This is a genomic window from Nocardia cyriacigeorgica NBRC 100375 (genome assembly GCF_000308555.1).
Lineage (GTDB): Bacteria > Actinomycetota > Actinomycetes > Mycobacteriales > Mycobacteriaceae > Nocardia > Nocardia cyriacigeorgica.
In genome coordinates, this window is the sequence record NZ_BAFY01000099.1 from 1 (window position 1) to 23375 (window position 23375).

Annotated in this window: 25 protein-coding genes and 1 pseudogene; 18 read left to right on the plus strand and 8 right to left on the minus strand. The window is 69.2% G+C overall.

Annotated elements, in window-relative coordinates:
- The 5 genes and pseudogenes from RJ05_RS31370 to RJ05_RS09140 all read left to right on the plus strand — a co-directional run.
- A pseudogene (locus RJ05_RS31370) lies at window positions 1-293 on the plus strand (alpha/beta hydrolase); the annotation flags it as partial.
- A 69-nt stretch (window positions 294-362) separates the two neighbouring features.
- Window positions 363-1454 (plus strand): ABC transporter substrate-binding protein, encoded by a 1092-nt coding sequence (locus RJ05_RS09125; protein WP_174343918.1) that lies wholly within the window; start codon window positions 363-365, stop codon window positions 1452-1454.
- The gene (locus RJ05_RS09130; protein ID WP_036535580.1) at window positions 1454-2317 is read left to right on the plus strand and encodes an ABC transporter permease; all 864 of its coding nucleotides are present in this window, start codon (window positions 1454-1456) and stop codon (window positions 2315-2317) included. The genes RJ05_RS09125 and RJ05_RS09130 overlap by 1 nt, the downstream gene beginning before the upstream one ends.
- Complete coding sequence (locus RJ05_RS09135) at window positions 2293-3039, plus strand: ABC transporter ATP-binding protein (protein ID WP_174343919.1); 747 nt, start codon at window positions 2293-2295, stop codon at window positions 3037-3039. The genes RJ05_RS09130 and RJ05_RS09135 overlap by 25 nt, the downstream gene beginning before the upstream one ends.
- A complete protein-coding gene (locus RJ05_RS09140) occupies window positions 3036-4385 on the plus strand; it encodes an LLM class flavin-dependent oxidoreductase (protein ID WP_036535583.1) in 1350 nt (449 codons plus the stop codon). Before RJ05_RS09135 ends, RJ05_RS09140 begins: the two co-directional genes overlap by 4 nt.
- An 84-nt stretch (window positions 4386-4469) precedes the next feature.
- Here the strand turns inward: RJ05_RS09140 and RJ05_RS09145 are convergent, their stop codons facing one another.
- Window positions 4470-5060, minus strand: a complete 591-nt coding sequence (locus RJ05_RS09145) for a TetR/AcrR family transcriptional regulator C-terminal domain-containing protein (RefSeq protein WP_036535585.1) — start codon at window positions 5058-5060, stop codon at window positions 4470-4472.
- A 146-nt stretch (window positions 5061-5206) separates the two neighbouring features.
- Between RJ05_RS09145 and bioB the strand changes: the two genes are divergently transcribed.
- Together bioB and bsaP are read left to right on the plus strand one after the other, a co-directional pair.
- A complete protein-coding gene (bioB, locus tag RJ05_RS09150; RefSeq protein WP_036535588.1) occupies window positions 5207-6220 on the plus strand; it encodes a biotin synthase BioB in 1014 nt (337 codons plus the stop codon).
- Between the two features lie 17 nt (window positions 6221-6237).
- Window positions 6238-6453, plus strand: a complete 216-nt coding sequence (gene bsaP / locus RJ05_RS09155; RefSeq protein ID WP_036535591.1) for a biotin synthase auxiliary protein BsaP — start codon at window positions 6238-6240, stop codon at window positions 6451-6453.
- On the opposite strand, the gene RJ05_RS32185 is transcribed toward bsaP, so the two are convergent.
- Complete coding sequence (locus RJ05_RS32185; protein WP_255220927.1) at window positions 6450-6797, minus strand: hypothetical protein; 348 nt, start codon at window positions 6795-6797, stop codon at window positions 6450-6452. The two genes, bsaP and RJ05_RS32185, sit on opposite strands and share 4 nt — an antisense overlap.
- Here RJ05_RS32185 and RJ05_RS32190 point away from each other — a divergent pair.
- Window positions 6739-7200: a DUF2567 domain-containing protein gene (locus tag RJ05_RS32190; RefSeq protein ID WP_255220926.1), complete on the plus strand. Its 462-nt coding sequence runs from the start codon at window positions 6739-6741 to the stop codon at window positions 7198-7200. The two genes, RJ05_RS32185 and RJ05_RS32190, sit on opposite strands and share 59 nt — an antisense overlap.
- A gap of 115 nt (window positions 7201-7315) precedes the next feature.
- Complete coding sequence (locus RJ05_RS09165) at window positions 7316-7849, plus strand: DUF1353 domain-containing protein (RefSeq protein ID WP_036535594.1); 534 nt, start codon at window positions 7316-7318, stop codon at window positions 7847-7849.
- 47 nt (window positions 7850-7896) lie between these two features.
- Here the strand turns inward: RJ05_RS09165 and RJ05_RS09170 are convergent, their stop codons facing one another.
- Window positions 7897-8232, minus strand: coding sequence for a cupin domain-containing protein (locus RJ05_RS09170; RefSeq protein WP_036535597.1), 336 nt, complete (start codon window positions 8230-8232; stop codon window positions 7897-7899).
- 71 nt (window positions 8233-8303) lie between these two features.
- On the opposite strand from RJ05_RS09170, the gene RJ05_RS09175 reads away from it, so the two are divergent.
- Window positions 8304-9239 carry a GlxA family transcriptional regulator gene (locus tag RJ05_RS09175; RefSeq protein ID WP_036535599.1) on the plus strand — a complete coding sequence of 312 codons (936 nt, stop codon included), beginning with the start codon at window positions 8304-8306 and terminating at the stop codon, window positions 9237-9239.
- Window positions 9240-9312: 73 nt separating this feature from the next.
- On the opposite strand, the gene RJ05_RS09180 is transcribed toward RJ05_RS09175, so the two are convergent.
- Window positions 9313-10071 carry an NUDIX hydrolase gene (locus RJ05_RS09180; RefSeq protein ID WP_036535714.1) on the minus strand — a complete coding sequence of 253 codons (759 nt, stop codon included), beginning with the start codon at window positions 10069-10071 and terminating at the stop codon, window positions 9313-9315.
- Window positions 10072-10148: 77 nt separating this feature from the next.
- On the opposite strand from RJ05_RS09180, the gene nadA reads away from it, so the two are divergent.
- The 3 genes from nadA to nadC all read left to right on the plus strand — a co-directional run bounded on the left by nadA (window position 10149) and on the right by nadC (window position 14071).
- Window positions 10149-11192 (plus strand): quinolinate synthase NadA, encoded by a 1044-nt coding sequence (gene nadA / locus RJ05_RS09185; RefSeq protein WP_036535716.1) that lies wholly within the window; start codon window positions 10149-10151, stop codon window positions 11190-11192.
- A gap of 134 nt (window positions 11193-11326) precedes the next feature.
- Window positions 11327-13117, plus strand: coding sequence for an L-aspartate oxidase (locus tag RJ05_RS09190; RefSeq protein ID WP_036535601.1), 1791 nt, complete (start codon window positions 11327-11329; stop codon window positions 13115-13117).
- A 93-nt stretch (window positions 13118-13210) separates the two neighbouring features.
- On the plus strand, window positions 13211-14071 hold the full coding sequence (nadC, locus tag RJ05_RS09195; protein WP_036535603.1) for a carboxylating nicotinate-nucleotide diphosphorylase: 861 nt from the start codon (window positions 13211-13213) through the stop codon (window positions 14069-14071).
- A 23-nt stretch (window positions 14072-14094) separates the two neighbouring features.
- Here the strand turns inward: nadC and RJ05_RS09200 are convergent, their stop codons facing one another.
- Window positions 14095-15642, minus strand: coding sequence for a long-chain-fatty-acid--CoA ligase (locus tag RJ05_RS09200; RefSeq protein WP_036535605.1), 1548 nt, complete (start codon window positions 15640-15642; stop codon window positions 14095-14097).
- A gap of 184 nt (window positions 15643-15826) precedes the next feature.
- On the opposite strand from RJ05_RS09200, the gene RJ05_RS09205 reads away from it, so the two are divergent.
- From RJ05_RS09205 to RJ05_RS09225, 5 genes are all read left to right on the plus strand, one after another.
- Entirely contained in the window at window positions 15827-17011 is a 1185-nt protein-coding gene (locus RJ05_RS09205) for a lipid-transfer protein (RefSeq protein WP_036535609.1), read from the plus strand.
- A 3-nt stretch (window positions 17012-17014) separates the two neighbouring features.
- Window positions 17015-17473 carry a MaoC family dehydratase N-terminal domain-containing protein gene (locus RJ05_RS09210; RefSeq protein WP_036535612.1) on the plus strand — a complete coding sequence of 153 codons (459 nt, stop codon included), beginning with the start codon at window positions 17015-17017 and terminating at the stop codon, window positions 17471-17473.
- Complete coding sequence (locus tag RJ05_RS09215) at window positions 17470-17883, plus strand: MaoC/PaaZ C-terminal domain-containing protein (RefSeq protein ID WP_036535614.1); 414 nt, start codon at window positions 17470-17472, stop codon at window positions 17881-17883. The genes RJ05_RS09210 and RJ05_RS09215 overlap by 4 nt, the downstream gene beginning before the upstream one ends.
- Before the next feature lie 25 nt (window positions 17884-17908).
- Window positions 17909-18739, plus strand: coding sequence for an SDR family NAD(P)-dependent oxidoreductase (locus RJ05_RS09220; protein WP_036535617.1), 831 nt, complete (start codon window positions 17909-17911; stop codon window positions 18737-18739).
- 91 nt (window positions 18740-18830) lie between these two features.
- Entirely contained in the window at window positions 18831-20066 is a 1236-nt protein-coding gene (locus RJ05_RS09225; protein WP_036535620.1) for a TetR/AcrR family transcriptional regulator, read from the plus strand.
- On the opposite strand, the gene RJ05_RS09230 is transcribed toward RJ05_RS09225, so the two are convergent.
- The 3 genes from RJ05_RS09230 to RJ05_RS09240 are packed head-to-tail and all read right to left on the minus strand — an operon-like array spanning window position 20039 to window position 23210.
- Window positions 20039-20674, minus strand: a complete 636-nt coding sequence (locus RJ05_RS09230) for a GNAT family N-acetyltransferase (protein ID WP_036535624.1) — start codon at window positions 20672-20674, stop codon at window positions 20039-20041. The genes RJ05_RS09225 and RJ05_RS09230 overlap by 28 nt on opposite strands.
- 53 nt (window positions 20675-20727) lie before the next feature.
- Window positions 20728-21906: a winged helix DNA-binding domain-containing protein gene (locus RJ05_RS09235; RefSeq protein WP_036535627.1), complete on the minus strand. Its 1179-nt coding sequence runs from the start codon at window positions 21904-21906 to the stop codon at window positions 20728-20730.
- A gap of 41 nt (window positions 21907-21947) precedes the next feature.
- Window positions 21948-23210, minus strand: coding sequence for an FAD-dependent monooxygenase (locus RJ05_RS09240; protein WP_081597247.1), 1263 nt, complete (start codon window positions 23208-23210; stop codon window positions 21948-21950).
- Between the last annotated feature and the right edge of the window lie 165 nt (window positions 23211-23375).

Sequence of the window (23375 nt, forward strand, 5' to 3'; positions counted from 1 at the left end):
TGCGCGCGCTGTCCGAGCCGGCCGACGGCAAACCGCGTCCGGCGATCGTGTTCATCCGCCCGCACGACGCCCACCGTGACGACGTGGTCGACGTCGAACGCACCCACCAGGTGCTCATCGACGAGGTCGGCGGTGTGGACGGCGCGCTGCTGGTGGTGCTGCCGCACGGCACCGGCCACGCCAACCCACGACAGCGCCCGCACGAATACAACACTGTGCTCGCCCAGCAGGTGCGGCCGTTCGTGGAACGATTCGAACAGCAGATCGCCGGCCGTATCGACGCCGGCCGGTGAGGTGGCCGAGTTCGGATCACGGTGCCGTTAACGGTGTTCGGCGCCGCGCCCGGACTGTTGAATTCCCGCATGGCTCGACCTCGTTTCTCCCGCACCGGTCCGCGCGGCCGCACCGCCGCTCTCCTGCTCGCCGCAGTGTCGTTCGCGACGTTCGCGCTGACCGGATGTGCCGCCGACACGACGGAGGCGGGGTCGGTCGTCGACGGTCCGCTGCCCACCGAGGTGCCGCCGGGCACCAAGCTCGTGCTCGCCGACCAATCCGAACTACTGCGTCATCAACTGCTGCTCTCGGGCGAGCTGGACAAGCTGCCGTTCGAGGTGGAGTTCGCCAACTTCGTGGGCGGACCGGCGATCCTGGAATCGTTCCGGGCCGGGGCCGCCGATGCCGCCTGGGTGGGCGATGTGCCGCCCATCCACGCGCTGGCCGCCAAGCAGGACGTGCCGATCGTCGCGGCGGCCCAGATCGATCCGGGCGCGCTGCGATTCGGTGTGGCGCCGGGTGTTTCGGTGACGACCGCCGCGCAGATCAAGGGCAAGAAGATCGCCTACGCCGAGGGCACCGCACAGCAGGCGGCGGTCCTGCGTTTGCTGGACAAGGCCGGGCTGCAGACCTCCGATGTGGAGTTGGTGCGCATCCAGCTGGCCGAGTTCCTGGACGCGGTGCGCACCGGGCAGGTCGATCTCGCTCCGCTCAACGAACCCAACACCACCCGATTCCTGCGCACCCCTGGCACCTCGCTGATCCCGGCCGAGGAAACCGACGGCACCTACCCGGGGCTGACCTACCTGTATGCGCGCCGCGAGGTGGTGCGTGATCCGGCGAAGGCCGCCGCGGCGCGGGCGCTGGTGGCCGCGTATGTGCGGTCCTGGCAGTGGGTGAACGAGCACCGCGCCGAATGGGCACAGAAGTACTACGTGGACAACCAGAAGGTGAGCCTCGACGACGCCACCCGCATCGTGGAATCGCGGGGCACCATCACCTTCCCGCATCTGGACCAGCAGCTGATCGACCGCCAGCAGGCCACCATCGACCTCATCGACGCCGCCGGTGAACTGCCACGCAAGGTCAGCGCCGCCGACGGCATCGACCTGCGATTCGACGCCGTCATCACCGAAACCGTCGGCCAGGTCGGCGCCAGTTTCGTCCGGGGGAGCAACTGATGGCTGTGCACACCGCGGGCGCGCGGACCTTCGGACGGGTCTCGCCTACCGCTTCCACTCCCGCGCTCGCCGCGCGACAGCGCTCCCGTCGCACACTGGGCCCCGGCCGGGCGATCCCGTTCGGCGCGGCACTCGGGCCCGCTCTGCTGATCGGCGCGTGGATCATCGGATCGGCCTCCGGCACGCTCGACCCGGAGACGTTGCCCGCACCCTGGACGGTCCTGCGGACCGCCGGTGAGCTCATCGCCGACGGCCGCCTGCAATCCAACCTGCTCACCTCGCTGCAACGCGCCGGAATCAGCCTGGTGCTCGGCGTCGTCATCGGTGTGGTGCTCGCCTTGATCGCCGGGCTGAGCCGGCTCGGTGAGGCGCTGGTGGACGGGCCGATCCAGATCAAACGCTCCATCCCGACGCTGGCGTTGATCCCGCTGTTCATCGTGTGGTTCGGCATCGGCGAGGAAATGAAGCTCATCGTCATCACCACCAGCGTGCTCATCCCGGTCTACATCAACACCCACGCGCACCTGCGCAGCGTCGACGCACGCTATGTCGAACTCGCCGAGACCGTCGGCCTGTCGCGGACGGCGTTCATCCGCAAGATCGCGCTGCCCGGTTCGCTGCCCGGCTTCTTCACCGGACTGCGGCTGGCGGTCACCATTTCCTGGCTGGCGCTGGTGGTGGTCGAACAGGTCAACGCCACCAGCGGGATCGGCTATCTGATGACCCAGGCCCGCACTTACGGCCAGATCGACGTCATCGTGGTCGGTTTGGTCATCTACGGCGTGCTCGGGCTGCTCGGTGATCTCGCCGTGCGCACAGTGGAAAGGAAGGCCCTGTCATGGCGGCAGACTCTCGGCGACTGAACCTCGTCCGGGCCCGCGGTCTCACCCGCGGTTTCGGTGACCGGGTGGTCCTCGACGGCCTGGATCTCGATATCGCGCGCGGCGAATTCGTCGCCCTGCTCGGGCGCAGCGGCTCCGGTAAGAGCACCTTGCTGCGGGCGCTGGCCGAACTCGACGACGGCGTGCCCGGCTCCGGCGAGCTGTCGGTGCCCGCGGAAAAGGCGGTGGTGTTCCAGGATTCGCGGCTGCTGCCGTGGACCCGGGTGCTCGACAACGTCACCCTCGGGCTGACCGGTCCCGGTGCCGCCGACCGCGGCCGCGACGCCCTCGCCGAGGTCGGCCTGGCGGGCCGGGAGAAGGCATGGCCGCGCGAGCTGTCCGGTGGCGAGCAGCAGCGGGTGGCGCTGGCCCGTTCGCTGGTGCGCGCGCCCGCGCTGCTGCTGGCCGATGAACCCTTCGGCGCGCTCGACGCGCTCACCCGGATCCGGATGCATGTGCTGTTGCGTGAGCTGTGCGCCAAACACACGCCGGCCGTACTGCTGGTCACCCACGACGTGGACGAGGCGGTATCGCTGGCCGATCGCGTGCTCGTGCTCGAGGCGGGCCGTATCGTGCTCGACCGCCGGATCGACCTGGACCATCCACGCAGGCACAGCGATCCGGCGTTCGCGCGGCATCGCGAGGACCTGCTGGGCGGGCTCGGTGTCGAGCCGCAGGCAGCACCGGTGAAGCAGGCGTCATGACCGAACAGCGACAGTTGAGTCTCAACGCGTTCATCTATCCGGCCGGCCATCACGAGGCGGCCTGGCGCCACCCCGACAGCGGCGCCGACCGGATCTACGACGTGTCCTACTACCAGCAGATCGGCCGCACCGCGGAGGCCGCGACCTTCGACGCGGTGTTCTTCGCCGATGGCCCCGCGTTGCGCACCAACGTGGAATTCAACGCCGCGCCAGGGCTGGAACCGATCACCCTGCTCACGGCGATCGCCTCGGCGACAACCCATCTCGGCCTGATCGCGACGGCATCGACCACCTACTACGAGCCCTACAACCTGGCACGGCTGTTCTCCTCGCTCGACCATATCTCCGGTGGCCGCGCGGGCTGGAACATCGTCACCACCGGAACCGAGGCGGCGGCCGCCAATTTCGGACTCGACCGGCACCCGGATCATCGCGAACGCTATGCCAGGGCGCGGGAATTCGTGGACGCGGTGGTCGCGCTGTGGGACAGCTGGGAAGACGACGCCATCGTGTTCGACCGCGCCGCCGGACGCTACGCCGACCCGGACAAGATCCACCGGATCGACTTCGCCGGCGAATACCTGCGGGTGCGCGGCCCGTTCAGTGCCGCGCGCACGCCGCAGGGCTATCCGGTGCTGGTGCAGGCCGGCGCCTCCAACGACGGCCGCGCCTTCGCCGGCCGCTACGCCGAAGCCATCTTCACCGCGCATCAGCGGCTGGAGGACGCGCAGCGGTTCTACCGCGACATCAAGGAGCGGGCGCGCGGCTTCGGCCGCAATCCCGATCACGTCAAGATCCTGCCCGGGATCAGCCCGTTCATCGCCGGCACCGAAGCAGCGGCCAGGCGGCTGGAACGGGAGTTCAACGAACTCACCGTGCCGGAATACGGTGTGACGCAGCTGGAGAGCATCGCGGGCAAGCGCCTGCGGCATCTGAAGCTGGACGAACCGGTGCCGTACGAGTTGTTCGCCGACGCCGGGGATGTCACCGACAACACCCAGAGCCGACTGCAGGTGGTGGCGGGGATCGTCGAGCGCGAGCGACCCACGCTGCGCGGACTGCTGCATCGGCTGGCCGGCGCGCGCGGGCATCGGGTGTTCGCCGGAACACCGGAGCAGGTCGCCGACACCATCGAGGAATGGTTCCGCCACGGCGCGGCCGATGGGTTCAACGTGATGCCGCCGTATTACCCGGGCGGGCTCGAGGTGTTCACCGAGACCGTGGTGCCGATTCTGCGTGAGCGCGGGCTGTTCCGCACCGAATACAGCGGGACCACCTTGCGGGATCACTTCGGGCTGCCGCGTCCGGAGAGCCGGTTCGCGCGGCGGCCCGCACTCGTCCGGTGAGGGCCGGATAGCGCGATGAGAAAGGCCGTCGCGGATGTGATCGCGCCGGCCTCACGCGGTTCTCAGCGCATGCGGAGCCGGGTTTCAGCGCACGCGGGAGCCGAGCAGATGCCGGATACCGCCGACGAACAATTGCAGGCCGAAATCGAAACGGGCTGTGGGGTCGCTGGATTCGGTCTGCTCCAGCGGCGACGCCGTGTCGGCGAGCGCACCCGCCGAGTCCATCTGCATCCGCGACTGTTCGTCGACAGTGTGCCCGAGCACGTAATACAGCAACGTGAACGCGGCGAGTTCGGCCTCGGCGCGCGGCATACCGGCGCGGATGGCAGCGCCGGCGAACCGCTCGCGGCCCTTGCTCGTGGTCAGCCGCGAGGCGTAGGTGGCCGAGACGAGTTCGGCGCCGTCGCGGTAGGCCAGCAGGCAGTTGCGCAACCGGTGTGCGAGTTCGGTGAGCTGGCCCGGCCAGTCGGTGGCCTCCAGCGGGTCTTCCATGGGCGCGAGGATGCGGTCGGCCACCGCGCCGAGCAAGGCCTGCTTGTTCGGGAAATGCCAGTACAGGGCGCCGGGCTGCACGCGCAACGATCCGGCCAGCCGACGCATCGTCAGGTCGGCGAGACCGTATTGGTCGAGGATGGCGATGGCGCCGTCGACCACATCGGACCGGTGCAGTTGCACGCTGAACCCTCCCGTCGTGTTGTGTCTCACTCTCGAGCTACCCTATCCTGAACACCGTTCAAGTTGCATGGTCGTTCCAGTGTGAATGCCATCTCGATCGGCCACCACCGACGGCCGCACCCGGCCGGATGAAAGGGATTCGTGCAGTGACCCAGGCACCCGTGACCACCGACATTCTGGCCATCGCCCGCGAGCAGGTGCTCGAACGCGGCGTCGGACTCACCCAGGAACAGACCCTGGAGGTACTGAAGCTCGGTGACGACCAGCTCGAGGATCTGCTGGCGCTGGCCCACGACGTGCGGATGAAGTGGTGTGGTCCGGAGGTCGAGGTCGAGGGCATCATCAGCCTCAAGACCGGCGGCTGCCCGGAGGACTGCCACTTCTGCTCGCAGTCGGGCCTGTTCCAGTCGCCGGTGCGCGCCGCCTGGCTCGACATCCCGAGCCTGGTGGAGGCCGCCAAGCAGACCGCCAAGACCGGCGCCACCGAGTTCTGCATCGTCGCGGCCGTGCGTGGTCCGGACGAGCGGCTGATGGCGCAGGTCGCCGCCGGTGTCGAAGCCATCCGCAACGAGGTCGACATCCAGGTCGCCTGCTCGCTCGGCATGCTCACCCAGGAACAGGTCGACCAGCTCGCCGCCATGGGTGTGCACCGCTACAACCACAACCTGGAGACCGCGCGCTCGCACTTCCCGAACGTCGTCACCACCCACACCTGGGAGGAGCGCTGGGACACCCTGCGCATGGTCCGCGAAGCCGGCATGGAGGTCTGCTGCGGCGGCATCCTCGGCATGGGCGAAAGCCTCGAACAGCGCGCCGAATTCGCCGCCAACCTGGCCGAACTCGAGCCCGACGAGGTGCCGCTGAACTTCCTCAACCCGCGCCCGGGCACCCCCTTCGGTGATCTCGAGGTGCTCCCCGCCGCCGACGCGCTGCGCGCTGTGGCCGCGTTCCGGCTGGCGCTGCCGCGCACCATCCTGCGCTTCGCCGGCGGCCGCGAGATCACCCTCGGCGATCTCGGCGCCAAGCAGGGCATCCTCGGCGGCATCAACGCCGTCATCGTCGGCAACTACCTGACCACCCTCGGCCGGCCCGCGGAGAGCGACATCGACCTGCTCGGCGAGCTGAAGATGCCGATCAAGGCGCTCAACGAGACCCTGTGAGCCGCGCGGTTACTGTGATGGACATGGCCGAGCGCTACAACCCGTTCACCGGAAAACGGATCGTGCCCGGGCTCGACGATCCGATGCCGAAGGCCGCCGAACTGGGCCTGGAGCCGCCGCGATTCTGCGAGCACTGCGGGCGCAGGATGATCGTGCAGGTCAACCCCGACGGCTGGTGGGCCAAATGCTCCCGGCACGGGGTTACCGATTCGAGCAGCCTGGAGCGCCGCTAAGGCCGCGGGCACGGCGGTCGGTCATAATCCAGCACATGGTCGGAGCGAATACGCAAGCGCACCCGGTGACCGCGGATCCCGGTGCTGCCGTGCGCCGCGAGGTGGGCGCGGCGGGCGTCATCGCGGCCGCGGTCATCGTCGCCAACCTCATCGGGGCGGTGGTATGGGCGCTGCTCGCGCCGGCCGAACAGCTGCTCGTGGTGCAGCCCGGGCGCGGGGCGGCGCTCACCGGGGGAGAGCGCGCACCAGTTCGACGCGGTGGCGATCTTCGTCTGCGTGGGCGCGGTGATCGGGTTGCTGTCGGCGGTGGGCGCATGGCGGTGGCGGCGGATGCGCGGCCCCATCGCGTTCGCGGGCCTGCTGTTCGGCGCGCTGGCGGGCGGCTGGCTGATGGCGTTGCTCGGCCAGTACATCGCCGATGCGAACCATCCGCGTCCCACCGATCCGCCGGTGGGCACGATCGTGACGCTGCCGCCAGAGGTCGGCACGTGGCTCGCCTTGGTGCCGCAGCCGCTGATCGCCTCGCTGGTGGTGTTGTTTCTCGCCGCGTTGAGTTCGTCGGAGGATCTGGGGACCGGGTATGCGGGGCCGGTCGGGGCGTCGCGGCCGATGCCGGAATACGACGACGATCCCGCGTCGGTGTACGACCCGTACCGGGTGCCCGCGAACCCGGGGGTCTACGGTGCGCCGCCGCAGGGTGGTGTTGCGCAGCCGGACGCAGTGCCGGAACGGGATTCATCGAACTGACTCCTGCCGTGCTCGGTCGCTGTTGTTGGCCCAACCGTTGCCGCGTGTTCGGTCCAGTCGCTACCCGCTGACCCTAGAATTGGTGCATACGCTGGATTTTCAGGGGAGGCGAGCCATGCCGTTCTCCGATGGCGGGATCGTCGTCGAGGAGCTCGACGAACGGTTCTGGCAGGTGGCCGAACCGCTGGAGTATCACGGCGCCACCGAGCGATTCGTGGTGCCCGCGGGGTTCCGCACCGATTTCGCCTCGGTGCCACGGCCGGTGGTGTGGCTGATCCCGCGCTACGGCGTGTACACGAAAGCCGCCATCCTGCACGACTATCTGCTGAGCTCCGGCGTGGTGAGCGCCGCCGACGCCGACGGGATCTTCCGCCGCACCCTCGGCGAACTCGGTGTGTCGGTACCGCGGCGCTGGATGATGTGGGCCGCCGTGCGCTTCGCCAGCAGGCTGCGCGGCGCCACCGCGGGCGATATCGCGCTGTTCCTGCTCGTCGCCGTGCTGTCGGTGCTGTTCCTGGCCGTCCCGGTGACGGTGGTGACGGTGTATCTGATCCTGTTCTGGTTCATCGAACTACTCGCGTGGTCGGTCTACCGATTGACGCGCCGTCCGCCCGAACCGGCGCCGACGCCGGATATGAAATCGGCCTGAACCCGCACTCGACCGGCGTCGTCGACGGCAGCGTCGCAGCAGTGCTCCTAGCCTTCGGGATAGAAGACGAACAGCGTGCAGCCGGTCGTTGTCGCGGGCACATGCCAGGAGCCCGCCGGTGCGTGCAGGAAGGTGCCTGCCGGGTAGTCGCGGGCGCCGTCGTTGAACGTGCCCGCCACGACGAACACTTCCTCCGGTCCGGGTTCGTGGACATCGCGATGCGGCCAGCAGGCACCCGGGTCCATCTCCAGCACATTGGCGTGTGCCCCAACCGGCCCGCGCCACAGCGGCCGTACCCGGATGCCGGGAAAGAGTTCACGCACAGGTGCGTCGTCGACGGATGCGGACGTGTAGCCCTGCTGGGCCAGGATCTCCGGATGCATGCCACCCACCTTGCCGAGCCGCCGACCGGCGCAACAGTGGCGGTAAAGACACTATGGGGTATTTTCTTGCCATGCATCGTGTCGTCGCTCTGGTGCGGCCGGTGCAGTCGACTTTCGAGCTCGGCTGCGCCGCCGAGGTCTTCGGCACGCCGCGGGCGGGGATACCGCAGCGCTACGAATTCTCGGTCTGTGCGGAGAAACCCGGGCCCGTGCCCACCTCGGCCGGATACTCGATGTCGGTCGAGCACGGACTGTCGGCGCTGCGGTCGGCGGATACGGTCATCATCCCGGGATGGGCGCCCGTCGAAGCCCCGTTACCGGCCCGCGTGCGCCGGGAATTGCTGGCCGCGCACCGCAGGGGCGCACGGCTGGTGACGATCTGCTCGGGGGTGTTCGCTGTGGCCCGCACCGGCCTGCTCGACGGACGCGAGGCCACCACGCACTGGGCTCGGGCCGCACAACTACAGCGGGAGTTCCCGGCCGTGCGGGTGCAGCCCGATGTGCTCTACGTCGACCACGGCGACGTCGCCACCAGCGCGGGCGCGGGCGCGGGCATCGACCTGTGCCTGCACCTGGTCCGCAAGGATCACGGCGCCGCCCATGCGGCCCTGGTGGCCCGTCATATGGTGATGCCGCCGCATCGCGACGGCGGCCAACTCCAGTACGCCCCCGCGCCGCCGCCGGAGGACGCACTCGATGGGCTGCTCGACTGGGCGGCCGCGCGCTTGGACACCCCGCTCTCGGTCGCGGATCTGGCTGCGCACCTGAATGTTTCGCCGCGCACCCTGTCCCGGCGTTTCACCGAGCAACTCGGCACCGGCCCGGGTGCCTGGTTGCTGGCGCGGCGGGTGGCCGAAGCTCGTACCCTGCTCGAACAGACCGATCTGCCGGTGGAGTCGATCGCGGCCCGCGTCGGCCTGTCCTCAGCGGTGAACCTGCGCCGCCATTTCCGCACCCACGTCGGCACGACGCCTGGCGCCTATCGCCGGGCCTTCCGCACTCCGTGAACCGGGACCGCTGCTTTGTGGATTCCCCGTCCTGCCGGCTGCCGGTCCACGCCGATCCGCGGCCGCGTGGCGCTCAGGTCGGCGGGCGCAGGGCGGCGAATTCGTCGGTGACCCGGAGTTCGGAGTCGGTGAAGCGGTAGACGGCGGCCGGGCGTCCGCCGGCCCGGCCGGGGGCGGCGGTCTCGCCGGTGGGGGTGATCACCTTGCGGCGGCTCAGGACTCGTTGCAGGTTCGTCGTGTCGACGTCGTAACCGAGTGCCACGCAATAGATTTCACGCAGTGTCGACATGGTGAAGGTGTCGGGGGCGAGCGCGAAGGCGATATTGGTGTAGGACAGCTTGGCGGCCAACCGGGTTCGGGCGTGGTCGACGACGATGCCGTGGTCGAAGGACATGTTCGGCAGTGCCGACACCGGATGCCAGGCGGTGTCCGAGGGCAGCTGCGGGTCGGCGGTCAACGGCACCAGGCCGAGGTAGGCCGAGGCGATCCGGCGCGGCGGCGGCACCCGATCGGGGGCGCTGAACACCGACAGCTGCTCGAGGTGGGTCAGCTCGCGCACATCGACCTTCTCCGCGAGCTGTCTGCGCGCCGAGAAATCCAGGTCCTCGTCGTCGCGCAGGCGGCCACCGGGGAGCGACCAGGTGCCCGCCTGCGGGTCGAGCGCCCGCTGCCACAGCAGCACCGCCAATTCGGTCCGTTGACCAGGACGGCGGCGCCCGCTCCGCTCGCTCGCGCCCTCGTCGCGGCTCTGACCTGCGGTGATGACGGCAGGGAAGCGGCGAACCTGGAACACCGCGGTGAGCGATTCGTGGATGGTGCTACTATGGGCCATGTTTTCGATCATAAGTCGAAAACCTGGTGTGGTGCGAATCGGCGGCGATGCCGGCGCGCACGAAGGAAGGAGCCGTCATGGCGACGATGGGAGCTGAACTCGCCCCCGCACTGTTGGAGCGGGTCACCGACACCCCGTCGGGGTTCGCCGGGGTCGACGCGACACCCGAGTGGGCGAGCGAGGTCAAACGCCTCGCCAGGATGCGCAACGCGACCATCCTCGCGCACAACTACCAGCTGCCCGAGATCCAGGACGTGGCCGACCACGTCGGTGACTCGCTGGCGCTGTCGAGGATCGCGGCCGAGGCGCCCGAGGACACCATCGTGTTCTGCGGCGTGCACTTCATGGCCGAGACCGCCAAGATCCTCAGCCCGGACAAGACCGTCCTGATCCCGGATCAGCGCGCGGGCTGCTCGCTGGCCGATTCGATCACCGCCGACGAACTGCGCGAGTGGAAGGCCGAGCACCCGGACGCGGTCGTGGTCTCGTATGTGAACACCACCGCGGCGGTGAAGGCGCTCACCGACATCTGCTGCACCTCCTCCAACGCCGTCGACGTGGTCGCTTCCATCGACCCCGCCCGCGAGGTGCTGTTCCTGCCCGACCAGTTCCTCGGCGCGCACGTCAAGCGCGTCACCGGCCGGGAGAACATGCACATCTGGGCCGGCGAATGCCATGTGCACGCCGGCATCAACGGCGACGAGCTCCAGGAGCAGGCGCGCACCCACCCGGACGCCGAGCTGTTCGTGCACCCCGAATGTGGTTGCGCCACGTCGGCGCTGTACCTGGCGGGCGAGGGTTCGTTCCCGGCCGACCGGGTGCACATCCTGTCCACCGGCGGCATGATCGACGCGGCCAAGGCGGCCAAGTCCACCCAGGTGCTGGTGGCCACCGAGGTCGGCATGCTGCACCAGCTGCGCAAGGCCGCGCCCGGCATCGACTTCCAGGCCGTCAACGACCGCGCGTCCTGCAAGTACATGAAGATGATCACCCCGGCCGCCCTGCTGCGCAGCCTCGCCGAGAACACCGACGAGGTGCACGTGGACCCGGAAACCGCCGCCCTGGCCCGCAATTCGGTCCAGCGCATGATCGAGATCGGCAACCCCGGCGGCGGTGAGTGAACCGTTCCCGGCCCGGTGCCGGGAGTGCCCGGCCGTCGGCCGTCGCGTCGGTTGTCCGAGCGCCGACCTCGCCGACGGCCCCCGGCGTGCCCCGCTGACATGCGGGGCCGCAGGCGAATCCACCTGGAGAAGAGATGAATGCGCCGGCTTTCGATTGGACCGAGGACGCGGATTTCGTCGTCATCGGTGGCGGCGTCGCGGGACTGACCGCCGCCCGCACCGCCGCACAGCGGGGTCTGCGGGTGCTGGTGCTCAGCAAGGGTGGCCCGACCGACACCTCCACGCAGTACGCCCAGGGCGGCATCGCTGTGGTTGCCCCGCACGGTGATTCGGTGCAATCGCATGTGCGCGACACGGTGGCCGCCGGTGGCGGGCTCTGCGATATCGCGGCCGTCGAATCCATCGTCACCGGGGGACAGGATGCCGTGGCCGCGCTGACCGATCTCGGCGCGGTCTTCGACCTCGGCCGTGACGGCCAGATCTCGCGCACCCGCGAGGGCGGGCACAGCACCCGGCGGATCATCCACGCCGGCGGCGATGCCACCGGCGCCGAGGTGCAGCGGGCGTTGAACGCGGCCGGCCTGCCGGTGCTGTTCCGGACGGCGGCGGTGCGGATCGTCACCGGTGAGCGCGGTGTGCGCGGGGTGATCGCGGTGTCCGGGCGCGGTATCGGCGCGGTGCGCGCTCCGGCGGTGCTGCTGGCCACCGGTGGGCTCGGGCAGCTCTACGCGCTCAGTACCAATCCGCCCGGCGCCACCGCCGACGGCATCGCGCTGGCCCTGTGGGCCGGCGCCGAGGTGGCCGACCTGGAATTCGTACAGTTCCATCCGACGGTCCTGCACACGCCGGGCGGGCTCGGCCGCAGGCCGTTGATCAGCGAAGCCGTGCGCGGTGAAGGCGCCGTGCTGGTCGATTCGCGCGGCGAGTCCGTGACGGCCGGTGTGCACCCGCTGGGTGATCTCGCGCCACGGGACGTGGTCTCGCGCTCCATCGCCGACCGGATGCGGGTGCTGGGAGACGATCACGTCTATCTGGATGCACGCTCGGTCGACGGCTTCCTCACCCGCTTCCCGACGATCACCGCGTCCTGCCTGGCGGCCGGTATCGATCCGCGCACCGACCTCATCCCGGTTGCTCCGGCCGCCCACTACCAGTGCGGCGGTGTCGTGACCGACGTCTGCGGCCGCACCTCGGTGCCGGGGCTGTACGCGGCGGGCGAAGTGGCGCGCACCGGACTGCACGGTGCGAACCGGCTGGCTTCCAACAGCCTGCTGGAGGGTCTGGTGGTCGGCGAACGTGCGGGGGTGGCAGCGGTGACGCGCCTCGGCGAACCGACCGGCTTCGCGGCAGATGAGCACTTCGACGTCCCCAAGGCGCCTCGGGAACTCGTGCAGCGGCTGATGACCGCCCATGCCGCGGTGGTCCGCGACGCGGTCGGACTCACGACAGCAATCGAGGCGATCGAGCGGGCAGTGCGCAGCGCGGATCGAGCGCCCCGGCCTTCCGAGCCGGGCGCGACGAGCGAGAACGACACCGCGCCCGGCCACCTCACGACCGACCCTGACGCCACGTCGCTCACGGTGCAGCCTGCGATCAGCGGCCCGTCCGGGTCGGAGGGTATGAGCCTCGAGTCATCGACCGCTGTCCCCGCAGACGTGGCCGGTGCGCGCCGAGCTGCGGGACCGAATCCGACTACGGCCGGGTTGCTGACCGCGCGCATTGCCGCCTTCGAGGACGCGGCTCTGACGGTGACCGCGCGCGCTCTGCTGCTGGCGGCGGCCGCGCGCGAGGAGAGCCGGGGCTGCCACACGCGCTCGGATCATCCGGCGCCGGTCGAGGCCGCCCGCCACAGCACGTCGATCCGCCTGGCCCCCGACGGCACCCCGCACCTCACCCCGTTGACGGTGCCCGTCACCACCGGATGACGCCGCCGAGCGTCACCTGACCGAGGCAACGCGAGAAGGCCTCTCGGCCGGGCAGCACTCGCCGATCAGAGACATGAGAGTAGGGAGTTCGTGATGGGATTGGACGCCGATCTGGCGCGCGAGGAAGTGCTCGCCCTGATCCGGACCGCGCTGGATGAGGATCTGCGGTACGGCCCGGATGTCACCACCGTGGCGACGGTTCCCGAGGACGCCGTGGTGAAGGCGTCGGTGGTGTCGCGCCAGCCCGGAACGGTCGCCGGGATCGACGTGGGGCTGCTGGTGCTCGATGAGGTCATCGGCGCGGGCAAGTACGAGGTCGCCGAGCGGGTGGCCGACGGAACCCGGGTCACGCCGGGGCAGACGGTGCTCGGCATCGTCGCCCCGACGCGCGGGCTGCTCACCGCCGAACGCACCATGCTCAATCTGATGTGCCACCTGTCCGGTATCGCCACCGCCACCGCCGCCTGGGTGGATGCGGTGTCCGGCACCGACTGCCGGATCCGCGACAGCCGCAAGACCCTGCCGGGCCTGCGGGCTCTGCAGAAGTACGCGGTGCGCGTCGGTGGCGGGGTGAATCACCGGATGGGTCTCGGCGACGCGGCGCTCATCAAGGACAACCATGTCGTCGCCGCCGGTTCGGTGGTCGAGGCTTTGCGCGCGGTGCGCGAACTCGCGCCTGAGATCGAATGCGAGGTCGAGGTCGACAGCCTCGAGCAGCTCGACGCGGTGCTCGCCGAGGACGTGCAACTGGTCCTGCTCGACAACTTCCCGCTGTGGCAGACGCAGGCCGCGGTTCAGCGCCGTAATACGAAGTCACCGGGCACGAAGCTGGAATCCTCCGGCGGGCTGACCCTCGACGTGGCCGCCGACTACGCCCGCACGGGCGTCGACTACCTCGCCGTCGGCGCCCTGACGCACTCGGTGACCGTGCTCGACCTCGGCCTGGACATGTAGGCCCCTGACCGATGCTCCGCCACTCAGTGCACGGCGGTCGCCGACTCGCTCCAGAACTCTTTGCGCAGTTCGCGTTTGAGGATCTTGCCGGCCCCCGACACCGGTAGCGCGTCAACGAACGCGACGCTGCGCGGGATCTTGTAGTTCGCGATCAGGCTCTTGCAGTGCTCACGCACGGCGTTCTCGTCCAGGTCGGCGCCCGGTTGCCGCACGATGACCGCGTGCACCCGCTCACCCCACTGGTCGTCGGGTACCCCGATCACGGCGCAGGCGGCGACGGAAGGGTGTGCGGCCACGGCGTTTTCGACTTCCACCGAATACACGTTCTCGCCGCCGGTGATGATCATGTCCTTGATCCGGTCGACGATGAACACATAGCCCTGCTCGTCCATCCGCCCGCCGTCGCCGGTGTGCATCCAGCCGTCGCGGATCGCATCGGCGGTCGCGTCGGGCTTGTTCCAGTAGCCGAGCATCACGTTGTCGCCGCGGGCGACCACCTCGCCGACCTCACCGCGCGGCACCTCCGCGCCGGTCTCGTCGACGATCCGGACCTCCACATGCGGCGCCGCCCGGCCGGCCGAGCGCCGCAGTTCCGGGCGCAGGTGGTCGGCGGGGGAGAGCAGCGTGGCGATCGGCGAGAGTTCGGTCATGCCGTAGGCCTGGGTGAAGCCCGCGTCGGGGAACGTGGTCATGGCCCGTTCGAGCACTGCCTCGGAAATCGGGGAGGCGCCGTAGATCAGGTGCCGCATGCTGCTGAGATCATGCGCGGCGGCGGCCGGATCGTCGACCAGCATCTGGATCATGGTCGGCACCAGCAGTGCGTCGGTGACCTGATGCCCGGCGATGGCTTCCAGTACACCGGCGGGTGTGAAGGCCGGGACGAACACATGCGTCGCGTCGGCCAGGTTCCCGCAGGTCCACAGCGCGAAATCGGCCAGATGGAACATCGGCGCGGCGTGCAGCAGGCGTCCCCCACGGGAAAGTACGTGGCCGGTGGACAGCGAGCCGAGCGCCGAGGTGACCAGATTGTCGTGGCTGAGCATCACGCCCTTCGGATGCCCGGTGGTGCCGCCGGTGTAGAAGATGCCGAGCAGGGTGTCGCCACCGGTGCGGGTGTCGGGAACCGGTTCGTGGCCGGCGATGAGTTCTTCGTAGTCGAGCGCGTCCGGCGGGGTCTGGCCGTCGCCGATGAAGATCACGGTGCGCAGCCGGTCGAAGGCCGCGCGGATCGGCGCGATCATCGGCGCGAACGCATCGTCGACCAGCAGCACGGTGGTGTCCGAATCCTGCAGGGAGTAAACGATTTCCGCGACGCTCCAGCGGATGTTGACCGGGTTGGCGACCGCGCCGAGCCACGGCACCGCCAGGTAGTACTCGTGGTAGCGATCGCTGTTCAACGCCAGGATCCCCACGCGCTCACCCCGCTGCACGCCGAGCGCGTGCAGCGCACCGGCGAACCGCGCGACCCGATCCGCCGATTCGGCCACGGTGCGCACCCGGTCGCCGCAGATCGTGGCGATATCGCCGGGCCGCTGCTGAAGCGCGCGATGCAGGGATTGCGTGAGGTACATCGTGTCCTCCTGGAGAGAATGGTCCGTCTGCGACCTAGGTCACACTGGGCGAGTGTAAGTGAATTGACAATAGGTGTAAATGGTCTAGGTGCGCGTCATTGGCGGGGCAAATCGGTATTGACAACACATGAGAGGCAGGTGCAACTATTTAAGTGAATTTCTGATAGCTGATTGGAGAGTTGCTATGGGAGTGACCACTCTCGTCGCCGGTGTCGGGATGATTCCGTTCACCACCCCGCGCACGAGCCAGACCTACGACGTGATGGGTGAACGCGCGGTCCGCGCGGCCCTCGCCGACGCCGGCGTCGACTACACCGCGATTCAGCAGGCGTACGCGGGCTACGTCTACGGAGATTCCACCTCCGGTCAGGCCGCCCTGTACCGGGTCGGTGTCACCGGCATCCCGGTGGTCAACGTCAACAACAACTGCTCCACCGGTTCGTCGGCGCTGTTCCTGGCCCGCCAGGCCATCGAACACGGCGTCGCGGACGTGGTGCTCGCGGTCGGTTTCGAGCAGATGCAGCGCGGCGCGCTGACCATGTCCTACACCGATCGGCCGAGCCCGTTCGACAGCTTCGGCGCGGTCGTCGACCGCCTACAGGGCGGCAGCGACGCGCCGTTCGCGGCGCAGTATTTCGGCGGCGCCGGCCGCGAATACGCCGACAAGTACGGGATGGACCCGGCAGTGTTCGCCCAGATCGCGGTGAAGGCCCGCAAGCACGCGGCCAACAACCCGTACGCGGTGTTCCGCGACCCGGTGGCCGTCGAGCAGGTGCTGGCCGCGCCGCAGATCTACGGTCCGCTCACCCGGTTGCAGTGTTGCCCGCCGACCTGTGGAGCGGCAGCGGCTGTGCTGGTCAGCGAGGAGTACGCGCGCAAGCACGGGCTGCGCCGCGACGTCGCGATCGCCGCGCAAGCGATGACCACCGACGGTCCCGCGACCTTCGACAGCGGCTCGATGATGAACATCGTCGGCGCCGATATGGCCCGCTCCGCCGCACAACAGGTGTACGAGCGCGCGGGTATCGGGCCGGAGGACATCCGGGTGGTCGAGCTGCACGACTGTTTCACCACCAACGAACTGCTCAGCTATGAAGCGCTCGGGCTCACCCCGGAGGGGACGGCCGAGAAGTTCATCGCCGACGGGGACAACACCTACGGTGGCCGGGTCGTCACCAACCCTTCGGGCGGGCTGCTGTCGAAGGGGCACCCGCTGGGCGCTACCGGGCTGGCGCAGTGCGCGGAACTGGTCTGGCAGCTGCGGGGTCAGGCCGAGCAGCGTCAGGTCGAGGATGTGCGGGTCGGCCTGCAACACAACATCGGACTCGGCGGCGCCGCCGTCGTCACCCTGTACCAGAAAGTGGGCTGAGGTATGCCACTCGATCCCGCCGTCATCGGCACCGAGTTACCGCTGTCGACGCTCACCGTCGACGCCGGGCGACTGCGATTCTTCGCCAAGGCCATCGGCGAGACCAACCCGGTTTTCACCGACGATGCCGCGGCGAAAGCCGCAGGCCACGAGGCGCTTCCGGTACCGCCGACCTTCCTGTTCTCGATCGAACTGGAAAATCCCGACCCGTTCGCGTGGTTGGCGCAACTGGGCATCGACCTGCGCACAGTGCTGCACGGTGAGCAGCGGTTCGACTACCACTCGGTGGCCTATGCCGGTGACACGCTGACCGCCCGGCCGCGTATCACCGACGTCTACAGCAAGAAGGGCGGTGCGCTCGAGTTCGTGGTGAAACAGACCGACGTCACGCGCGCCGACGGCACCGCCGTCGCCGAACTGACCTCGGTGATCGTCATCCGCAATCCGGGAGCCCCCGCATGAGCCTGCCAACCACCGCGATCGCCGTCGGCACCGAACTGCCTCCGCTGGCGGTCGGGCGCATCACCCGCACCACCCTCGCATTGTTCGCCGGCGCCTCCGGCGACCACAATCCGATGCACATCGATATCGACGTCGCGCGGTCAGCCGGCCTCGACGACGTCTTCGCCCATGGCATGCTGTCGATGGCCTACCTCGGCCGCATCCTCACCGATTGGGTTGGGCCCGAACGCATCCGGTCGTTCGGCGTGCGCTTCGGCGCGATCACTCCGGTCGGTGCCGAACCCACCGCGACCGCCACCGTCGCCGCGATCGAAGACGTCGACGGTGAGTCCCGCGCGCAGCTCGACCTCGCGATCACGCTGCCCGACGGCACCGTCACACTCACCGGCACCGCCGTCATCGCCCTCTGACACTTCGCACACAAGGACATTCACCATGGGAAATCTGGACAACAAGGTCGCCATCGTCTCCGGCTCCGGCCGCGGCATCGGTCGCGAGATCGCGCTGAAGTTCGCCGCGCAGGGGGCGCGGGTGGTCGTCAACGATCTCGATGCCGAACCGGCGAAGGAGACCGTCGCCGCCATCGAGGCCGCGGGCGGTCAGGCGGTGGCGGTGCCGGGCAGCGTCACCGATGAGGACTTCGCGCAGCGGTTCGTCTCCGCCGCCGTCGACACCTACGGCGGCCTCGACATCATCGTCAACAATGCCGGCTACACCTGGGATTCGGTGATCCAGAAGATGACCGATGAACAGTGGGACGCCATCCTCGACGTGCACCTCAAGGCGCCGTTCCGCATCCTGCGGGCCGCGCAGCCGGTGATCGCTGGACTGGTGAAGCAGGCCAAGGAAGCGGGCGAGGCGGTGCCGTGCCGCAAGGTGGTCAATATTTCGTCGATGGCGGGCACCGGAGGCAATGCGGGACAGTCGAATTACTCCGCCGCCAAGGCCGGCGTGCTCGGCCTGACCAAGACCCTGTCGAAGGAATGGGGCCGCTACAACGTCACCGTCAACGCGGTCGCGTTCGGGCTCATCAAGACCCGGCTCACCGAGGCGCCGGCCGACGGCAGTGCCACCATCGACGTGCAGGGCCGGGAGCTGAAGGTGGGCGTCAATCCCGATCTGCTGGCGGCGATGGAACGGTCGATCCCGCTGGGCCGGGCGGGCACACCGGCGGAGGCGGCCGGCGCGGTGTATCTGCTGTGCACCCCGGAATCCGATTACATCAGCGGCCAGACCCTCCTCTGTGGTGGCGGGTTCAACGTCTGATCCCGCCGCGGTGGCGGCCCCGGCGAGGTGATGGCCGAGCCGGCCGCCCGCTCGCAGTACCCTTGCCCGGACGATGCAGGAGGAGCAGACAGTGACCGCGAGCCGAGCCGAACCCACGGCGGTATCCCGGCCGGCTCGCGGTACCCGTCCGGCCAACCGGCGCGGCCTGATCATCGCCGCGGCCGCCGATCTGTACTTCCGGCACGGCTACGTCGGTGTGTCGATGCGCGATGTCGCCGACGCGGTGGCGATCGGACCCTCGGCGTTGTATCGCCACTTCACGGGCAAGCACGATCTGCTGTATGCCGTGGTCGCCGACGCGCTCACGACGGTGGACGCCGCGCTCGACGGCCTGCTGGCCGATCCGGGCGCTGATCCGGCCGTCGTGCTGGTGCTGGCCGAAACCATGCTCGAGCACCGCGGCGTCGGCGTGCTCTGGCATGCCGAAGCCAGGCACCTGAGCGCCGAGGCGCGCACCGAGCTGCGCCATCAGTTGCGCGGCATCGGCGCTCGGCTGGCCCAGATCCTGCGGCGCGCCCGCCCCGGGCTCGGTCCCGCGGAGGCCGACTACCTGTCGTGGTGCGTGCTGGGCGTCACGACCAGCGCCTCCTACTATCACCTCGAGCTGCCGAAAGAGCGCTTCGTCGGATTGATCGCCGGGATCAGCCGCGCGGTCGCCGAAGTGCCCATCACGGCGCTGCCCAGGCCGAACCGAACGGTTGAGACGACGCCGCAGTGGGCACCGAATCGACGGGAAGCGATCCTGCGGACGGCCACCAGGCTGTTCGCCCGGCACGGATTCGCCGGCGTCGGCAATGACGATATCGGCGCCGCCGTCGGCATCGCGGGCCCGAGCATCTACAACCATTTCGACAGCAAGGCCGACATTCTGGCCACGGCCATGCGCCGCGGCAACGAACTACTGCGCGCCGATATGATCCGCCAGCTCGGCCGCGCTCACAGCGCCATCGACGCCGTGCGGCTGCTGATCACGAGCTACTGCGAGTTCGTCTTCGAATACAACGATCTGATGCGCTTGCTGATCTCGGAAACCGATCGGCTACCCGACGACGATCGTCGCCGCACCCGGCAGGTGCAACGCGAATACATCGCCGAATGGGCTCAGCTGCTGCGTCAGATCCACCCGGAATGGGGCGCCGACGAGACCCGCATCCGGATCCAAGCCGCCTTCACCGTGGTCAACGACCTCGCCGCGACGCCACACCTGCGTGCCATCGACACCATCGCCGAGCCGACCGCCGCCGTGTGCCGAAGGATCCTTGAGGTCGGTGAACCGGCTCAGAACTCCCGCACCATCGTCAGCTGATGCACCCGCGCGCCCCGGAACCGCACACCCGGCACCAGCGGCTGCGGGCCGTGCGCACGGAATCCCATGCGTTCGAAGAACTTCGCCGCCCGGGTGTTCTCGACCAGCGTCTGTAGATGGCAGCCGGGGGAGTCGACCGAACGCAGGCGGGTGAACCACAACCGCATCATCGCGTCGGCGGCGCCGGTGCCCCGGCCTTCGGGGGCGATGTTGATGTGCAGGTGCGCAGGCCAGCGGGGATCGGTGAAGTCCGCCGCGGTGGGAGCGCGCCGCAGCTTCGCCGTCAGCGTGTCGAGGGTGGCGCGGGCGAAGAACAGGGCCGAGCGGGACGCGAAGATCGAGCGGTAGCGGCGAAACGCCTGCTCCATCCGTTCGCTTTCGGCGGGAAATGCCGCGGTGTCGACGCATCCGGTGAGATAGCCGATCAGGCGGCCCTCGTGCTCGGCGACGAACAGCGACTCGGGCTCCAGGTCCATGTAGGGGTCGAGGTACACCGCGGCCTCGGAATCGAGGTGCCCCCACAGGCTTTCGGTCGGCGAGCCCGCTCCCGCGCGGCCGAACAGCTCACGCAGTTCGGTGCGGTCGGTTTCCCTGGTACGGGCGAGCATCCATGTGCACGACAGTAGTGACCCTCCAGCCCCAGGGTCGGCCGGTGATCAGTTCAGGCGGTCAGCTCTTTTTCCAGCGGGGTGCGGAAGCGCGGGACCGGGCGGACATCGCCGAACCAGGCGCCGATCCGTTCGGCTTCCGACTCGATCATCGCCACGGCGTCGGACCCGACGTCCTCCAGCAGCCGCAGCGCGATCTCGCCGTCCTTGCGTTGCGCCCAGCCGCCGACGATGCGGCCGTCGCACCAGATGGTCGGCCCGATATTGCCGTTGCGATCGAACAGGGCCGCGGCATGGTCGCCGAGATACCAGGCGCGGGACTGCCAGCCCATCGGTGTGGGGTCGAGGGCGGGCAGCAGGGCGGCCCACGGTTGCGGTTCGGGCACCGGGTCGAGGTCGTCGGTGAGGATGACGCCGGTGCCCTCGTCCAGTTCGACTTCGGTGATGTCGAGGCGGGCCAGGGTTGTGCGCACCTCGCCCAGTGTCCAGCCGGTCCACCATTTGATATCGCCGACCGGGGCGGGCCCGAACGCGTGCAACCACTGCCGGACCAGTTCGTCGCGGGCGTCGTCGGCCGGGATGACGGGCACGCCGCCGGGCAACCACGATTCGATCGGCGACCAGGTGTACTGGCTACTCGACCAGCTGCCGTTCGGCCGTCCGCGCACGATGCGGCCCTCGGCGCCGAGCGTCACCAGCACCCAGGTGGTGATATTGGTGGGACGCGAATACGCCTTGTCCGGTGCGGTATTCACCTGCGTACGCAGCAGCGGCACATCCTTGCTCAGTTGCGCACCCGTCGCGGCACCGCGGGCGAGCAGCGCCTGGTGGGTCTGCTCCTCGACCTCGGCCCACCACGACCGCACATCGCCGTCGCCGATTCCGGCCTGCTCCAAGAACTTTCCGTAAGTGCGGCGCTGCTTATCGGCCAGTGCGTCCGCGCAGGCGGCCTGCAATACGGGCACCAGCTCCACCGGCGCGACGAACATCGTGCGCCGCATCGCCAGCATGCGCAGCAGCGATCGCTGCTCGTACAGTGCCTGCTCGATATCGGCGGGTGTGATCCCGGCGCCGCGCGCGGCCACCGACAGGAACACCGTCGCGGGGTCGGTCGCGTGCAGCACCACCAGCGACCGCGCGATATCCGCGACGTCAGCGCTTCGCTGTGGGTAGGCCAGCCGATGCCGAACCCCGAGCCGTGCGCGCCGCTGCGCGGCGGTAATCGAACGCATATGCGAATAGTAGCGGGCTCGGGGCCTGGCGGCCTGCGGGCTTATCCGGCGTGACCGGCCACCGCATCCGTCTGTTCGGCGCGCTGGGCAACACCTGGCTCGGCCGGCGATCCGGTCAGGACTCCGGAATCCGGCAGCCCCGCGTAGTCGGGCAGTTCGACGCCGTTGAGCGCGCGCTCGACCAGCTCGGCGAACCACGCTCCGGTGAAATCGGGGAGCGGCTCGGTATCGGGCCCGGGAACGTCGCGGCTGCGGGCGTTCAATCGGGCGATTTCGTGATTGGCCTCGACGAACGAGTGCATCCGTGCCTGGTAGCGGGCGAAACCGAGCTCCGGATTCCATTCGGCGCCGGCCAGCTCGCCCGCCAGCACGTAGGCGCCGACCAGTGCCAGCCCGGTACCTTGGCCCGACATCGGGGAGGAGCTGTAGGCCGCGTCGCCGAGCAGCCCTACCCGCCCGCGCGACCAGCGATCCATCACGACCTGGGCCACCTGGTCGAGATAGAAGTCCGGGGTGTCGTCCAGATGCGCGAGGATGCGCGGGGTCAGCCAGCCCAGGCCGTCCATCCGCTCGCGCAGCAGCCGCTTCTGGGCCTCGATATCGCGGTAGTCGACCTCGGCGTCATCCGCGGGGAAGGAGAACATGGCCATCGCCCGGGTGGCGTCCTGGATCGGCCGCAGCCCGGCCGACCGTCCGGCCTCCTGGTATTCGATCAGCCACCGGTCGAGCCCGAACTCGTTGGGCACGCTGAAGAAGGCCAGCACATGCCCGAGGTGGCGGACGAACTGCTCGTGCGGCCCGAAAACCATGGTGCGCAGCGCGGAATGCAGTCCGTCGCATCCGATCACCAGCTCGAAACGCCTCCGGCCACCGCTGTCGAAGACCACGTCGACTCCGTCGGCGTCCTGGGACAGCTCGGCGATCCGGTCACCGAAGATGTATTCGACATGGTCGCGGGTGTCGTCGTAGAGCACCTGCGACAGGTCGCCGCGCAGGATCTCGATCTCGGCGATGAATCCGTCGCCGCCGTCGTCGTCCACGCGGAAGGTCTCCAGCACGTTCCCGTCCGCGTCCACGGTATGTGCGCCGATGGTCTGGGTGCAGGCTGCGCGGACCGCCGGGTCCAGCCCCATCCGCCGGATGACTTCCTTGGTCACGCCGCGCGCGTCCACGGCCTGGCCGCCGGGACGCAGTTCGGGTGCCCGTTCCACCACGGTCACCACCGCGCCCCGCCGGTACAGCCAGTGGGCCAGCGCGGGTCCCGCGATGCTCGCACCTGCCACCAACACTCTGATACCGCTCATCGCGCCTCCCACTGACATTGCCGAATCACTGTTCGGATCGAGTGCTTCTGGTCCGGCCCACCGCTGCCGGTGTACCAGAGGTATCGACGACGGGACCGCCCGAAATTCATCGGTGCACTCGAGACCGCGTTCGCGTCCGCCCGGAACTCGGCAGGAGCGCGACGT